This is a genomic window from [Clostridium] symbiosum, from assembly GCA_036419695.1.
Taxonomy (GTDB): domain Bacteria; phylum Bacillota; class Clostridia; order Lachnospirales; family Lachnospiraceae; genus Otoolea; species Otoolea symbiosa_A.
Window position 1 is genome coordinate 890,001 of record CP143946.1, and the last position, 14,410, is coordinate 904,410.

The 14,410-nt window shown below is 44.9% G+C and carries 15 protein-coding genes, 8 tRNA genes and 1 rRNA gene (1 of these 24 running past the window's edge); 19 read left to right on the forward strand and 5 right to left on the reverse strand.

Annotation, left to right across the window (positions count from 1 at the left end; translation table 11 throughout):
- The 10 genes from V3C10_04060 to V3C10_04105 all read left to right on the forward strand — a co-directional run.
- Nucleotides 1-1,248: ribosomal RNA gene (locus V3C10_04060) — 23S ribosomal RNA — on the forward strand (it extends 1,640 nt beyond the left edge of the window).
- A 228-nt stretch (nt 1,249-1,476) separates the two neighbouring features.
- Nucleotides 1,477-1,549, forward strand: a tRNA-Asn gene (locus tag V3C10_04065).
- Between the two features lie 113 nt (nt 1,550-1,662).
- Nucleotides 1,663-1,734: transfer RNA gene (locus tag V3C10_04070), tRNA-Glu, on the forward strand.
- Between the two features lie 4 nt (nt 1,735-1,738).
- Nucleotides 1,739-1,811: transfer RNA gene (locus V3C10_04075), tRNA-Thr, on the forward strand.
- A 13-nt stretch (nt 1,812-1,824) separates the two neighbouring features.
- Nucleotides 1,825-1,898 (forward strand) — tRNA-Ile (locus tag V3C10_04080).
- 42 nt (nt 1,899-1,940) lie between these two features.
- Nucleotides 1,941-2,014, forward strand: a tRNA-Asp gene (locus V3C10_04085).
- 47 nt (nt 2,015-2,061) lie between these two features.
- Nucleotides 2,062-2,134: transfer RNA gene (locus V3C10_04090), tRNA-Val, on the forward strand.
- Between the two features lie 23 nt (nt 2,135-2,157).
- A tRNA-Leu gene (locus tag V3C10_04095) sits at nt 2,158-2,243 on the forward strand.
- Between the two features lie 416 nt (nt 2,244-2,659).
- Entirely contained in the window at nt 2,660-5,392 is a 2,733-nt protein-coding gene (locus V3C10_04100; protein WVP63008.1) for an ATP-binding protein, read from the forward strand.
- A 222-nt stretch (nt 5,393-5,614) separates the two neighbouring features.
- Nucleotides 5,615-5,688, forward strand: a tRNA-Arg gene (locus V3C10_04105).
- 93 nt (nt 5,689-5,781) lie between these two features.
- On the opposite strand, the gene V3C10_04110 is transcribed toward V3C10_04105, so the two are convergent.
- The 5 genes from V3C10_04110 to V3C10_04130 form a co-directional block, all read right to left on the reverse strand.
- On the reverse strand, nt 5,782-7,086 hold the full coding sequence (locus V3C10_04110; GenBank protein ID WVP63009.1) for a site-specific integrase: 1,305 nt from the start codon (nt 7,084-7,086) through the stop codon (nt 5,782-5,784).
- A gap of 234 nt (nt 7,087-7,320) precedes the next feature.
- Nucleotides 7,321-8,157: a restriction endonuclease gene (locus V3C10_04115; protein ID WVP63010.1), complete on the reverse strand. Its 837-nt coding sequence runs from the start codon at nt 8,155-8,157 to the stop codon at nt 7,321-7,323.
- A gap of 49 nt (nt 8,158-8,206) precedes the next feature.
- On the reverse strand, nt 8,207-8,839 hold the full coding sequence (locus V3C10_04120; protein WVP63011.1) for a DUF5067 domain-containing protein: 633 nt from the start codon (nt 8,837-8,839) through the stop codon (nt 8,207-8,209).
- Between the two features lie 57 nt (nt 8,840-8,896).
- Nucleotides 8,897-9,658, reverse strand: coding sequence for an ImmA/IrrE family metallo-endopeptidase (locus V3C10_04125; protein WVP63012.1), 762 nt, complete (start codon nt 9,656-9,658; stop codon nt 8,897-8,899).
- 15 nt (nt 9,659-9,673) lie between these two features.
- Nucleotides 9,674-10,000 (reverse strand): helix-turn-helix transcriptional regulator, encoded by a 327-nt coding sequence (locus V3C10_04130; protein WVP63013.1) that lies wholly within the window; start codon nt 9,998-10,000, stop codon nt 9,674-9,676.
- A 199-nt stretch (nt 10,001-10,199) separates the two neighbouring features.
- On the opposite strand from V3C10_04130, the gene V3C10_04135 reads away from it, so the two are divergent.
- The 9 genes from V3C10_04135 (at nt 10,200) to V3C10_04175 (ending at nt 14,046) form a co-directional block, all read left to right on the forward strand.
- Entirely contained in the window at nt 10,200-10,415 is a 216-nt protein-coding gene (locus tag V3C10_04135) for a DNA-binding protein (protein WVP63014.1), read from the forward strand.
- Between the two features lie 282 nt (nt 10,416-10,697).
- The gene (locus V3C10_04140) at nt 10,698-10,868 is read left to right on the forward strand and encodes a hypothetical protein (GenBank protein WVP63015.1); all 171 of its coding nucleotides are present in this window, start codon (nt 10,698-10,700) and stop codon (nt 10,866-10,868) included.
- A 22-nt stretch (nt 10,869-10,890) separates the two neighbouring features.
- Nucleotides 10,891-11,442: a hypothetical protein gene (locus V3C10_04145; GenBank protein WVP63016.1), complete on the forward strand. Its 552-nt coding sequence runs from the start codon at nt 10,891-10,893 to the stop codon at nt 11,440-11,442.
- Nucleotides 11,439-11,573, forward strand: coding sequence for a hypothetical protein (locus V3C10_04150; GenBank protein ID WVP63017.1), 135 nt, complete (start codon nt 11,439-11,441; stop codon nt 11,571-11,573). The genes V3C10_04145 and V3C10_04150 overlap by 4 nt, the downstream gene beginning before the upstream one ends.
- Nucleotides 11,574-11,613: 40 nt before the next feature.
- Nucleotides 11,614-11,787, forward strand: coding sequence for a hypothetical protein (locus V3C10_04155; GenBank protein WVP63018.1), 174 nt, complete (start codon nt 11,614-11,616; stop codon nt 11,785-11,787).
- A complete protein-coding gene (locus tag V3C10_04160; protein ID WVP63019.1) occupies nt 11,780-11,959 on the forward strand; it encodes a hypothetical protein in 180 nt (59 codons plus the stop codon). The genes V3C10_04155 and V3C10_04160 overlap by 8 nt, the downstream gene beginning before the upstream one ends.
- A gap of 1 nt (nt 11,960) precedes the next feature.
- On the forward strand, nt 11,961-12,572 hold the full coding sequence (locus V3C10_04165) for an HD domain-containing protein (GenBank protein ID WVP63020.1): 612 nt from the start codon (nt 11,961-11,963) through the stop codon (nt 12,570-12,572).
- Nucleotides 12,553-13,359 carry a hypothetical protein gene (locus tag V3C10_04170; GenBank protein ID WVP63021.1) on the forward strand — a complete coding sequence of 269 codons (807 nt, stop codon included), beginning with the start codon at nt 12,553-12,555 and terminating at the stop codon, nt 13,357-13,359. The genes V3C10_04165 and V3C10_04170 overlap by 20 nt, the downstream gene beginning before the upstream one ends.
- A 15-nt stretch (nt 13,360-13,374) precedes the next feature.
- Nucleotides 13,375-14,046 carry a putative HNHc nuclease gene (locus V3C10_04175; protein WVP63022.1) on the forward strand — a complete coding sequence of 224 codons (672 nt, stop codon included), beginning with the start codon at nt 13,375-13,377 and terminating at the stop codon, nt 14,044-14,046.
- Nucleotides 14,047-14,410: the final 364 nt, after the last annotated feature.

Here is a 14,410-nt window from a genome sequence, read left to right on the forward strand (position 1 = left end):
GGTGGATGAGGAGAGAATCCTAAGGCCGGCGGGAGAAGCATTGTTAAGGAACTCGGCAAAATGACCCTGTAACTTCGGGATAAAGGGTGCCCACGAGAGTGGGCCGCAGAGAATAGGCTCAAGCAACTGTTTAGCAAAAACACAGGTCTATGCAAAACCGTAAGGTGAGGTATATGGGCTGACGCCTGCCCGGTGCTGGAAGGTTACGAGGAGAGGTTAGAGCAATCGAAGCTTTGAATCTAAGCCCCAGTAAACGGCGGCCGTAACTATAACGGTCCTAAGGTAGCGAAATTCCTTGTCGGGTAAGTTCCGACCCGCACGAAAGGCGTAATGATTTGAGCGCTGTCTCAACAATGCACCCGGTGAAATTGAAATACCAGTGAAGATGCTGGTTACCTGCGCCAGGACGGAAAGACCCCATGGAGCTTTACTCTAGCTTGATACTGGGATTCGGTATTGCATGTACAGGATAGGTGGGAGACAAAGAAGGGAGGACGCCAGTCTTCTTGGAGTCACTGTTGGGATACCACCCTTGTGATACTGGATTTCTAACCAGCCACCGTGATCCGGTGGTGGGACAATGTCAGGTGGGGAGTTTGACTGGGGCGGTCGCCTCCGAAAGGGTATCGGAGGCGCTCAAAGGTTCCCTCAGAATGGTTGGAAACCATTCAAAGAGTGCAAAGGCATAAGGGAGCTTGACTGCGAGACTGACGGGTCGAGCAGGTACGAAAGTAGGACTTAGTGATCCGGTGGTATGAAAGTGGGATTGCCATCGCTCAACGGATAAAAGCTACCCTGGGGATAACAGGCTTATCACTCCCAAGAGTTCACATCGACGGAGTGGTTTGGCACCTCGATGTCGGCTCATCGCATCCTGGGGCTGAAGTAGGTCCCAAGGGTTGGGCTGTTCGCCCATTAAAGCGGTACGCGAGCTGGGTTCAGAACGTCGTGAGACAGTTCGGTCCCTATCCGGCGCGGGCGTAGGATATTTGAGAGGAGCTGTCCTTAGTACGAGAGGACCGGGATGGACTGACCTCTGGTGTATCTGTTAGGAATCAATCCTATGGCAGAGTAGCCAAGTCGGGACGGGATAAACGCTGAAGGCATCTAAGCGTGAAGCCCCCCTCAAGATGAGATATCCCATCGCAAGAGTAAGACCCCTTGAAGACGACGAGGTAGATAGGGCAGAGGTGGAAGCATGGCAACATGTGCAGCTGACTGTTACTAATCGGTCGAGGGCTTAACCAAAAGGTTAGGTTATGGATATTGCCAGAGTACTTAGTGAGGTATTGCCGAACTTAGTACGAGGCACGTCAAACACTTAACGAGGTGTTACCGAGTTTAGTGAATTGACGGGGAAACAAAGTTTAAAACGGATGAATTTCAATATGTGGTTTTGAAGGTATATGTAATGGAAATCTGGGCAAGATAACCGAGAGGGAGTCTGGTTCAGGTAGCCAAGACATTCCCCTTTATTCCTCGATAGCTCAGTCGGTAGAGCACGCGGCTGTTAACCGCGCTGTCGTAGGTTCAAGTCCTACTCGGGGAGTTTTTTTGTATCAAAAAATAGCCAAAGATAAATTGACATTGTGTCAAAAGTATGATAATATTACTAAGCAATTAGCAGCGGGAAGAACACACTATGGAGTCGCTGTGAAGTAAGGCCCCATGGTCAAGCGGTTAAGACATCGCCCTTTCACGGCGGTAACACGAGTTCGAATCTCGTTGGGGTCATTCAGCCGATGTGGCTCAATTGGCAGAGCAGCTGATTTGTAATCAGCAGGTTATCGGTTCGAGTCCGATCATCGGCTCTTTTATATATTTGGACCTTTAGCTCAGTTGGTTAGAGCAACCGGCTCATAACCGGTCGGTCCCGGGTTCGAGTCCCCGAAGGTCCACTATCCTGAACTAAAGGAAAAGAATTAAAAAACTAAAGATCTGGCCCGGTGGCTCAGTTGGTTAGAGCGCCGCCCTGTCACGGCGGAGGTCGTGGGTTCGAGTCCCATCCGGGTCGTTAGTTTTAACGTTTGACGAAAGTCAGATGAAAAACTTATCATATTTGGGGTCTTAGCTCAGCTGGGAGAGCATCTGCCTTACAAGCAGAGGGTCATAGGTTCGAGCCCTATAGGCCCCATTTATCTGTGAAAAACCAGATATGCCGCAGTGGCGGAACTGGCAGACGCACAGGACTTAAAATCCTGCGAGGGTTAAACTTCGTACCGGTTCGATTCCGGTCTGCGGCATTTGGGAATCAGAAAACCAGAAATCTTGTAATAATGGGATTTCTGGTTTTTTTGTTGCAATAAAGGTAACCGTCAAATAAAGAGGTTGTGCATCAGGTTTTTTGCTGTAATAAAAAGGCAGGTTCGTTAAGCCTTTTTTACTTTAAACAAAGACTGCTATACGAAGCATCTTTTTGGGTGCTTATAAAAACCAGGAAACTGAGAGATTTGCTGTTTTTCAGAAAGTCAAGTTTACTTCTATAAGGTTTCGTGTATAATAAAATCATAAATGAAGGATGATAATTGTTTTCTCTAAACTGCGAGGTGGACGGATGAGGGCTGATTCAATATATAAAAACATTTTAGATAACCTTGGCGATACTTCTGTCCTTGTAATACGGCGGGATGATCATAGGATTTTATATTATAATGAAACTATGAAAAAAGCAGTTCCTGAAATTCGGGAAGGGCAGATTTGTGATGAAGTTTGGAAGGTGGCCGGCAGGAAATTTCCCCTTTGTGGGTTGGAAAACAGAAACTCATTCTCTGAAGTCTGTCTGGACAATCCTTTTGGAGCATCTGGGGAGATTCACGCATCTGCGACAGAATGGGGAGAGGAAGAAATTGCCGCCTATGTCATTACAATAAGGCCTCATGTCTTTGCCGAGGTGGAAAGCCACCGGTCTGCAGAAAGTGGAATAAAAGAGAGAATCATAAATATAACGATGGATGAGGCAGTCAAACAGGTTTATGATGAGGTAATTTATTTTAACATAACCAGAGGTAAACTTATATTCCGACAGGGGAACGGACGGGTGGATCTGGGCGGAAATAGGGATAATGTGAATTTTGAAGATATTTTGTCAAAGGTCCATCCCGATGACCGGGAGGAGTTTCAAAGGACATTCTCGCCCGACAATATGATGGAGCGCTTTAAACAGGGAAAAACGACGGGATACATGGAATGCCGGAGACTCGGGAATGATGGAAGGTATCATTGGTATGCGACTACTTTAAAGATGGCAGGGGGCGATAAAGACGATATAATCATGCTTGCTTTAATTGTCAATATTGAAGAGAAAAAGCAGCTGGAACGGGAAAAAAATGATCTGCTTTCCTGTATTATGAATTTATTTGGCGAATTTCTTATGGTGGACCTTAATTCGGGCGAGTATCTGGTCTATAAAAGCGACGGTCAGTTGAAAGCCATGTTTCAGGAGAAATCTTTCAGCCAGTTCAACCGTCTGTATGGAGAAACTCTAATCCACCCCCATGACAGGAAACGTTTCTTTGATTCATTTACTCTCGATAACATCAGAAGAAATATGGGGACCGGAAAAGAGCAAATTGTAGTGGAAGTCCGAAGAAAAGACAGTATGGGAGAATACCGCTACTGTGAACTGATCGGAACCTTTCTGAAAGACAGGGGCGGACTGCCGGATAAAATGATGCTGACATACCGGGATACGGATGAACTGACAAGGGCAAGGATAGAAGAGAAACATGCCAATCAACGCTTTGTGCGTGCGGTAAATGATTCCTACAATGAGATTTACGAAGGCGAATTGTACTCCGATTATCTGAAACAGTGGAAGGGAGACTCGGCAGAGCAGCATCTTCGCTTTGTCCCGTCCATTACAGAGCAGATTGACTGGGCTGCCGAGGCGGTGATCCATCCTGGAGAGAGGGAGGAATTCAGAAGGATCCTGCAGCCGCAAAATCTGAAAAAAGAATTCGAGAGCGGAAAAACAGAGGTGACAACCAGATACCGGCGCATGACAGCCGCGGGAACTTACCGTTGGTATTCCATGCATATCCAGCTTCTGGAAATGACGACGAACTGCATCAGAGTTATGTATTATCTGAGAGACGTCGATGATGTGAAGAAGGAAGAGGAAAGAAAACAGGCAGAGCTTCAGAACGCACTGGCCATGGCCGAGAAGGCAAATGAGGCCAAGACGGACTTTCTTTCAAGAATGAGTCATGACATAAGGACGCCAATGAATGTTATTATCGGAATGTCATCCATGGCCAGGTACATTTTGCAGGGACCGGTGGCGTTTAGGGCGGAAAAACTGCTGGATACGGACCGGCCGGAAGGAGAAGAAAAGCCGAAGAATAAAGAGAAACTGCTCAACTGTCTGGAAAAAATTGATATGTCGGCGACCTTTTTACTTTCCCTGATTAACGATATTCTGGATATGTCGAAAATTGAGAGCGGGAAGATGGGAATCACAATCAGGGAGATGAATCTGAAAGAAGTAATACGCAGCGTTGTGGTACTCAGTGAAGTCCAGGCGGAGGAGCGCAGCCAGAAATTTTCGGTAGAGATTGCGCCTGAAGTTGGGACATATTATTTGTGTGACAGTCTGAGACTGAATCAGATTCTCATGAATCTCTTAAGTAATGCCTTAAAGTATACGCCGGAGAAGGGAACGATTACGTTCTCAGTCACGGCGGATGCGGCCAAAGAAGACGTCCATCTTATTCGTTTTGTTATATCAGATACAGGAGCAGGAATGTCGGCCGAATTTATGGAACGGATGTTTGAACCATTTGAACAGGAAGATTCCGGAGGGAGCCGAATATTCGAGGGAACGGGCCTGGGTCTTTCGATCAGCAGAAGACTGGTTGAACTTTTGAACGGTACGGTCAGTGTGGAAAGTGAACCTGGCAAAGGTACGACTTTTACGGTTATTATTCCTATGAAAAAATTGGATAAAGCCCCCGGGATGGATGAAAGACGGAGTAAAGATCAGACAGGAAGCAGCAGTGAATGCGAAAACAGGTTTCGCAGTGCGCGCATTCTACTGGTTGAGGATAACGAGATTAACAGAGAAATTGCAGAAATGCTGCTGGAGCAGAAAGGAATAACGACAGAGTGTGCTGTCAACGGTGAAGAGGCGGTTGCGATTTTTGAAAACTCAGCTCCGGGCTGGTATGATGCCATTTTGATGGATATCAGGATGCCTGTCATGAATGGAATCGAGGCTACAAAGAAAATCAGGGGGTTGGGGCACCAGGATGCTGCAAGAGTCCCTATTATCGCAATGACTGCAAACGCCTTCAACGATGAACGGGAGGAAGCTCTGAAGGCCGGTATTAGTGACTATTTAACAAAGCCGATTGATGCGGGGATTCTATATCGCTGTCTTGAGAATTTTTTATAGAAGCTTTTCTAGAAACTCATATACAATCGGAGGAATAAAACCTGGCCCCGAGGAGTGGGGACAGGGGCGGAGTGGGAAGAGGAAAATAAACTTAAGAGAATACGGATGGGAGAGAGGGAGAAGGAAGAAAAAAATATAGATAAAAAATGAAATAGATAGTTGACAATCCTGGAAAATTATTATATAATAATTAACGTTGTTAAGGACGTTGTCCTTCAATGAGTGTGTGTAGCTCAGCTGGATAGAGCACTTGGCTACGGACCAAGGTGTCGGGAGTTCGAATCTTCTCACGCACGTACGAAAACCCTTATTTTACAAGGGTTCACAGAAAAAAGACATCCTGTATGGGGTGTCTTTTTTGCATTTGACTAACATTTGACTAACGTTTTTTATTGACTAATTTTCACGACTTTTTTGCTTTTAAAAAGCTCTTCCAACGTATCAGAAGCAGCTGTATCAGCCCTCTTTAGGAAATGGCTGTAAATGTCTGTTGTTGTACTTGTCTGCGCATGTCCAAGGCGGCCTGAAACGGTTCTGATATCAACATTCTGGGAAATCATTAGAGTGGCTGATGTATGACGGAGTCCATGTAAGGGGATATCCGGGAGCCTTTTACTCTCGTCTTTCACGGTTGCATTGTATCGCCGGATCACGTCCTTAAACACGCCATAAGGAGTGCTGGGATACATCTGCTGCCCATTCCACTGAATAAATACATAATTGTCACCCTTCCATGCATCGCCCAGTTTCAGACGCAGTTTAACCTGTTTCTTCCTGTATAATCGAACAAGCTGTATAGCGGATTCAGGTACAGAGATAATGCGGTTTGAGGATTCTGTTTTTGGGGTTTTGGTGATTACTTTTCCGTTTACAAGACTGCTGCTCTTTGAAATATTTAAAGTCTTTTCTTTAAAATCAAAATCACTCCATTCCAATGCAATCAGTTCACCACGGCGCAGACCGCAAAACAGGGCCAGGTAAAAGAAAACCTTAAATTGGAGTGGAAGGTTTCTTTTTTGAATGTAGCTGTCTACGTGGTAGCTCTTGCCGGTGTCGTCTACCCGATTATGTCCCTTAACCTGTATTTGAAAAGGATGATTTAGGGACTCCAGGAAGGCCTCTGCTTGCTCCAAAGTAAAATGCTTGATAGTTTTACCACCCGTCTGTTTTGGAGGAGCTACGCGCGTGCAGGGATTCTCTGACACCACATTCCAAAGCACGGCCACCTTATAGATTCCGCTTATTAAAGTGTGAATATGCTTTATCGTCTTCGGAGAATATCCGCCGGGGCGGTCATCCTTGCGCTTCTCGGACAAGGATAGATAGAATTTATTGAGCTGCACTGGCTGGATCTTAGCCAGCCTTAGATTCCCGATGGCGGGAATGATATGGATTCGCAAAAGAGTTTCGTATTGAGCCAGGGTGGGCTTTTCGATGTGCTGCTTCGCATATTCGTTCATGTAGCGCTTTGAAAATTCTTCAAAGGTGATCTTCTCTCCATCTAAATATTTCCCTGATTTTACTGCCCGCTCAAAATCCACGGCAAATTCATTCAACTTTTTTTCGATTTGTTTTTTCGTCATGCCGGGTTCGGGCGTGTAGGTATCAGTTTCTATAATTTGTGTGCCATCAGCCCTGCGGCCGTTGCTGACTGTGACTTGATAAGAGCCACCACGCTGTCTTATGCTTGCCATACTATCATCCTTTCTGTAAAATTGCGACATTGCAATTATTTTTGAGTATAAAAAATACACCCATTGACCGGGGGCATCCAGGATGATATAATTTACTTGTCTAAGGTAGATTATATCACTCCGGAAAATCCGGTAAGTGGAATCTATGCGAAAAGCTCTTGTGTTTGCAGCACAGGGGCTTTTTGCCTATTTTTGTATTGCTCTACTATGTTATTTGTCCGATTGTTTGCAATATCAATTATGACGATTGCGGTAATGATTGTTTATCGCGTCAATATGTGGCTGCATAATTTGCCTAGCTTCCTCTACTGTAGCAATATGAGTTTGATTCAAATCGCCAGAAGACAAGACAGTTTCCCCAGCCAGAGTCAATAGTTTGTTTCTGTCCCAAAGTAGTACAGCATTTCTTTCTGCTAACTCTTTAGCTGATTTAGTAAAGTATCGATTAGTAAGTACAGCAGCTACGTGGCATCCATAATAAGTTTTTCCAGCAAAAGCTTCTTGCACCGCTTTGTTCCCAATGTCAGAAGTATAACATTTGCACTGGATACCATATTTCACGCCATCTTTGTGCGCGATAATATCAATACCCTGGTCCCCACTACCTTTTGTTACTTCTATATTTTGAAATCCATTTTTCTTCAAGAGATCTGCACAATAAAATTCAAACTCATGTCCTTCCATCTGGTCAAATGTTTTTGAAGCGGAATACAGTTGCGAAGTCGTATGCATAGGGCGGACATTGTTAGGCGAATGAACTGTCTTAGTGTTGAAGGGATGTTTTTTATAATATAATATGTCTGCAATAACCATGAAAAGAACATATCCAAACAGGCTAACTCCAATAAAGCTCGCTATCCCATCTTTTGCAATTGAAGAAATATTATATATACAGCAACACGTCCAAAATATGCAAGCGACTATTCCATATGGTGTAAATATTTTTTTCAGCCAAGGCTTTTGGGCGGTTAGTTCCGCTATGTTAAAATGATTTGGTAAACTTTGTCCACAATATTCACATTTATTTTTTGTAACGGGGGCTCCACAATTTGGACAGATTCTCGCTTTCATAATTTACTTCCTTCCAATAAGTTTATGTAGGGCTTTTTGTTTGAAGTGCTTAGTTAAGAGAAAGCACAACAGTGAGCGTAGGTGATTCTCCCTTCCAATCAAACAAATCGCTAAGGATAAGCGTTACATCACTGGTATCCGTAATTTTAAATACCTCAGCTACTTCAATTGTAGTTCCTGTTAGAACACTTTTATAGTGGTTTTCAGTAGCTTGGTTATCGTCATCATAAGACAGATAACCGTAATCACATTCTACACCATGTTGATATGCTTCTATATAACAGGTGTTTCCCATAGCACTTTTGGCTTCTGCGGATTTGTTCGTATAATTATAGTATAGAATCAAGCAGGGGTCGCCATTGTGATCTTTAGCAATCTCATGCTTTGTATAAGTTACGTGGCAATCAGGAAGATCATAATCAAAAAGAGGAGCTGGTATCAATGCGCCATCCGCCCCAACCTGCTTTCCATCAGGTGTTGTTGTGTTTGCAAGCATTATTCCATTTGCATCCAGATAATAATTCTTCCCACTATCTTCGATCCAGCCTGTTGCATAACTCCCATCATCATTCTGATACTTCCACTGACCATTTTCTTGAGCCTGCCAGGTTCCGGCGAAGGCCGTCATCCCCATACTCAATGTCAGTAAAGCTGTCGCCATAAAAAGCCTTAGTTTCCTCATACTTCTATTCCTCCTCTTTTTTAAGATAATTATTAAAAAGCCACACCGCTATTTTAATCATAAGTCATTTCCGTATAGATAATGATACTCTGCTTTTGAGAATGCACTATCGGAATCAGTGCCACCTATTATCTTCAAGTCTTTTTCCAATTCACTGAGTTGCTTTTGGAGCTTCAGACGTTTGCGTCGTATACTGGCAAGTGCTTTAGCGCGTCGTTCTTCAAATTCTTTTGATGGCACATAAACAGCACCTGATTCAGCACATGCTGAAGGGACAGCAGGATGTTCGACTATATCTACTGTGGCAGTTGGTATTAGGGGCTCTGGGAAAAACCAGTTTTTAATTTCCTTGTCAACTGATGTCCGATATCCATGTCGATAATCATACCACGCACGATTCGCAGCGGAGTAGGATATCTCAAAGATATTATGAACATCTTCAGCATTGCGACACTTTAAACTATACATGATGGATCGCGGCGCTAATATATTACTGGCAAAATAATCAGCCTCATCTTCATTTTTCTTGCTTTCTCCTTTATGCTTAAGGATGTGATGTCCTAATTCATGCATAAGGGAAAACCGAATTCGCCCAATATTACCCCAGCGATTATAATAAACATAATTGTGATACTTCATCGCATCATCGGAATAAGAGCGTATAGCTTCATAAAGTTCCGGATCTTTTAATTTTGCTTCTTCGTATGTTCGTACGGTAAAACCATAATGTTTGAGCATCATAAAACAATCTAAGGGAAATGAATTAATTTTGCACTCTTTGTAAACGGATAAAATTTTCTGCTTAATATACTCTTCCAAAAAAACCACACCTTTTTATTCATTTTCGGACAGTAATTTGATCAGGCGCATCTTTTGTTCCACTGACATTTTTTTACCATTTCTAGCAACTAATTGTTCTACATCTTCATATGTTGGCTCAAAAGAACTTTTATTTTCGTTTACCATTCTTTCTAAATCATCAACAGTTATACCCAAATTTTTGCAAATAGTAATTACCACATCCACACTTGTCCTACCAATACCAGTTCTATTTAAAATTGTATAAAAGCTGGTATAAGGAATGCCACATTTTTCTGCGAAAGCTCTTAAGCTTAATCCCTGTTCTTTTATCAATCGCTCAATTATTTCTTCTCTTTCCATAATCACACCTCGCTCTAAGTGATTTCATTATATACGATTTAGCGAATATTGTAAATAGAAAATCACGCAAAAACAAATATAAAAAGAGAAAAAACAAAAAATATATACGCAGAGGCGAATTTTTTTATTGACAATGGTCGCTACTGAGAATATAATACAAGCATGGTATTCGCAGAGACGAACACAAGGAGGTGAAAACGTGTATCCTAATTTACTTAGCGCGATGGAGACTAAAAATATTACATTTTCACAGATGGCGGATTTACTAGGATGTCGCTACCAAACTGTGAGTGACAACATTCGTGGCAACACAGAAAAAGGTATTTATTTTGATGACGCAAAAAAAATATGGAAAGTTTTTTTCCCAGAATATGATTTTATGTGGCTGTTTTTAAGAAACAAAAATAGTGCCTAATACAAACGTTTGTTCGATATGGCTAATATATCACCATACCGAGCAAGTGTCAATGGGAAGAGAAGGAAAGGAGGGGAAAAGAGGTGACAGAGATACCCAAAATGAGGACGATTAAGCAGTGTGCAACCTATTTTAAAGAGCAGGACCCAGATAGTAGTCTTGGAGAGTGGCGCATCCGTAAAATGGTGAATCAAGGGGAGATACCAGTTTACCGGGCCGGACGAAGAATCTTGATTAATCTGGACATTTTGATTAATCATGTGGCAAGAGGAGGTGATAACAATGCACAGACATTATAGCAATGGACCCGCGGCCGTTCGGCAGGCCAGAGAGACGGCGCAGGAGTCGGAAGCGGACAGGCAGGTAGAGCGGATGACTAACATGATGGTATGGATGGCATACGGCTGGATTGTTGCCGCGGGGGTATTCCTTCGGGCGGCCGGGTGGATGTAATAACAGAGGAGGTAAAAGGAAGATGTTAAGCAAAAAGGATGTATCAGCTTTTGTTGAACGAAGCCGTAATGATGCGTTAATGGAAATTGAAAACCAGTATGAAAAAGCCGTTCAGGCCGAGAGAAGGAGAAACATTCAGGATAGCCAGGTAATTCCACAGATACAAATTATACAGGGACTTGTATGGCAGGCGGAGAAGGAGAATGAGAAGTTAATTGAAATCCTCAGTAAAACGTCATCACTGAAATATGAGCCAAACAGTTATTGTGGATTAAGCCATTATCTCAAAGAGATCCGAAACGTTGAAAAGCTTGTGATGAAGAATATTATCTTTCTCTCTCCGGAACTGCTTCGGCTGGATAAAGCCAACGAGGAAACAAAACGTAAGGTGAAAGCGAATTATGCAGCCGTACAGGCAGAAGTTAAGAATAAGACAAATGCAAAGCGAGCAGTTGAATACTTGCGGGAGCTGGGGTTTGATGTAGCGCCTTTAGAGAAGATGCAAAATACTGAAATTGCAGTGCTCTTAGACACGCGGTATTTATTCATAAACAAAGCGGAAGGAGAAGGATGAGCAGACGAAGAAACGGAACAAACAGAGCTGGAGCGGCCATTGGTGTGAATCTTTACACGGGCAAGCTGGCTCCGAGAAAGAAAAAGAACCTGACAGCGGCAACTGTGCAGGTTCAGGAAATTAAAAAATAATTACACCCTTATTGTAAGGGATTTACAGGAGGAAATCAAGATGGAAGAAAAAACAATTTGCGTGCCTATCGATGAGTACACCGATATGACATTTCTGTGTGGGAGAGTAAAGGCTTTTGAAGGCTATCTTAATTCCAGCAGGTACGGTATCGACCCCCAGGTAGCTGCTGCTATCCTTGGGCTCGAACTCGCAGAGGAGAGTGGAGATGAATAATTGTTATCGATGCGACATGTGCAGCTGTTACCTGGACCCTGGCGAGGGGATGCTCTGTGACGAGTGCAGACAGAAGCTCCGGGAACGGGAGCGTATGGCTGATCGGATGAGAGAGGCCGTCCGGGAGAGTGACGGAGGGAAAATTGAGATGAGATTTCAGGAGGTAGGATAAGATGACATCAGCACAGGAAAGAATCGAAGGACTTTTAATCAACTCAGGACGAGATGGTATTTTAAATTTAATTGGCTACATGAGAACGGCAGGCTTTTTTACTCAGCCCTGCAGCACACAGTATCACCTTGCAAAGGAGGGCGGACTTGCAGAACACAGCTTGAATGTCTATGAAATCATGGAACAGCTCCGCGCATTGCTCTATCCAGAGATAGGGACGGAGAGCGTGATTCTCTGCGCGCTGCTTCACGATTTTGGAAAATGCGGTCAGTTTGGTAAGTATGGTTATGTCCCAAACATGCTGACCGGTCGGGCTACCAAGGCGAACCCGAACCCTGAACCATACCAGTCCCCTAAGAAGCCATACATGAGCAATCCGGAACTGCTGTATGTGGACCACGAGGTCCGCTCGATCCAGATGGCAGAGAGATACATCCGCCTAACAGAAGAAGAGAACTGGGCAATCCTGATGCATAACGGCATGTACGGACCATTTAAATACCAGATCCAGGGCAAGGAGACGCCGTTATATCTGCTGTTACATATGGCTGATATGTGGGCCTCCCGTGTCGTCGAGAGAGAGGAAAGCGCCGATGGAGAATCTGAAGTTTAGACTTTTGAAAGCCGACGAGATTGACTGCCGAATCGCGACAGTGAAAGCGAACGGTGTTTCAGTGTTGCTTTATAAGGATGCCCGTGTGGATCAAAACATTCTGGACGAGACGGTGGGACCGATGAACTGGCAGCGACGGCATTGCCGGGAGAATGCGAACTGTATTGTATCGCTTTGGGACAGTGAAAAGAAGCAGTGGATCGAGAAAGAGGACACCGGAACCGAGAGCTACACCGAGAAAGAGAAGGGGCTTGCCTCCGACAGTTTCAAGCGGGCGTGTTTCAACTGGGGGATCGGCCGTGAATTATATACGGCCCCCTTCATCTGGATTGGAGAGCAGGGATGTAAGATCGTGACAAAGAAGACAGGCACAAAAGAGACATACACCTGCTATGATAAATTTTCGGTGAGTCAGATTGGATATGACGCCGAAGGCAGAATCAATGCTTTGGAAATCTGGAATGACCGGATGTGCAAAGCAGTGTATCACATGGGAGCTGGGCCAAAGACAGAGCCGATAGAAGAGCCGACAGCGTCGCTCAGGAGGCAGGAGGGACTGACAGAAGCACAAATCAACACGCTACTGAAAGAGCTTGCGAGAACAGGGATCGGCTGGAGGAGCGTATGTGCGAACTATAAGGTAGATCAGATCTCCCATATGAGCGTCGGGCAGTTTAAAGATGCAATGAATACACTGCGGGAAAAATCAGATAAGCCAGCCACGAAAAAAGAACCGGATCCCACGACGGTGCCGCCGGATGATGACTGTGGGTTGCCGTGGAATTAAGGAGGCGATGGAAGCGTGAACTACTTTACTGACATAACCGGATACCGGGCGGCGGAGGAGGGCATTGACCTGTTAGTCCACCTGCCGCAGGATATCCGCTATCTGATTAAACGCCAGAACATCCGCCACGCCGAGCTCACCCTGGACGACGGCCGTCGTATCTCCATCGGGCAGCGTAAGAAGATATATGCCACGCTCCGGGATATCAGCGACTATACTGGGGACCCGCCGGAGGCCACGAAAGAGTGGATGAAATATGGGTACATCGAAAGAACGGGGAGCGATTACTTCAGCCTCTCCAACTGCTCCATGACGACGGCGCGGGAGTTTATCAACTTTCTGATGGATGTCTGTCTGCAAAATGGGATTATCCTTACGGAGAGCGGATTGAAGCGGACGGACGATATCAACGCCTACCTGATTCAGTGTATCCGGCATAAGCGGTGTTGCATCTGTGGCCGTCCGGCCGATATTCACCATGTGGACGCGATCGGGATGGGCAATGACCGCCGGAATTTTGACGACAGCGAGAATGAGATTATCGCGCTGTGCCGGGAACACCACACACAGGCCCATAGCCTGGGGAACATCCGGTTTATGGAACGGTACAAGGTGTATGGGATTAAGGGATATCAGGCAACGGAGTCAGAGAACTTCGGCCATTTTGAAAATATAACAAAGATGTAGTGCCGAAAGGCTTTACATAGCAACTATCAACTTTCATGCACTTTTAAGGTTGGTATATCACGATACAATGCCACTTAAGTGTGACGGGCGGTCAGACCGAGGCCGCCCGTATCCTCCGGAGGGGAGGCGAGGAATATCAACGAATTCGAAGTATTTACATATAGCGTTTACAACGCCCTGGGAATCGGCCGTGAGAACGCCCAGACCCGCCGGGAACTGTGCCAAAAACTCCGGTGCGGGGACCGCAGCCTGAGGCGGGCAATTGAGGCTCTGAGGCAGGATTATCCTATCCTCACGCAGGATGACGGCCGAGGTTATTATCTGCCGGCAACGACACCGGAAGGGCGCCAGGAAGCGGCTCGAT

Bases quoted from the DNA above. Each gene is read 5' to 3' on its own strand.
- V3C10_04120 (WVP63011.1), bottom strand. From the start codon at position 8,839: ATGAGGAAACTAAGGCTTTTTATGGCGACAGCTTTACTGACATTGAGT.
- V3C10_04165 (WVP63020.1), top strand. From the start codon at position 11,961: ATGACATCAGCACAGGAAAGAATCGAAGGACTTTTAATCAACTCAGGA.
- V3C10_04150 (WVP63017.1), top strand. From the start codon at position 11,439: ATGAGCAGACGAAGAAACGGAACAAACAGAGCTGGAGCGGCCATTGGT.
- V3C10_04110 (WVP63009.1), bottom strand. From the start codon at position 7,086: ATGGCAAGCATAAGACAGCGTGGTGGCTCTTATCAAGTCACAGTCAGC.
- V3C10_04170 (WVP63021.1), top strand. From the start codon at position 12,553: ATGGAGAATCTGAAGTTTAGACTTTTGAAAGCCGACGAGATTGACTGC.
- V3C10_04100 (WVP63008.1), top strand. From the start codon at position 2,660: ATGAAAAAAGCAGTTCCTGAAATTCGGGAAGGGCAGATTTGTGATGAA.
- V3C10_04145 (WVP63016.1), top strand. From the start codon at position 10,891: ATGTTAAGCAAAAAGGATGTATCAGCTTTTGTTGAACGAAGCCGTAAT.
- V3C10_04155 (WVP63018.1), top strand. From the start codon at position 11,614: ATGGAAGAAAAAACAATTTGCGTGCCTATCGATGAGTACACCGATATG.
- V3C10_04130 (WVP63013.1), bottom strand. From the start codon at position 10,000: ATGGAAAGAGAAGAAATAATTGAGCGATTGATAAAAGAACAGGGATTA.
- V3C10_04140 (WVP63015.1), top strand. From the start codon at position 10,698: ATGCACAGACATTATAGCAATGGACCCGCGGCCGTTCGGCAGGCCAGA.
- V3C10_04160 (WVP63019.1), top strand. From the start codon at position 11,780: ATGAATAATTGTTATCGATGCGACATGTGCAGCTGTTACCTGGACCCT.
- V3C10_04115 (WVP63010.1), bottom strand. From the start codon at position 8,157: ATGAAAGCGAGAATCTGTCCAAATTGTGGAGCCCCCGTTACAAAAAAT.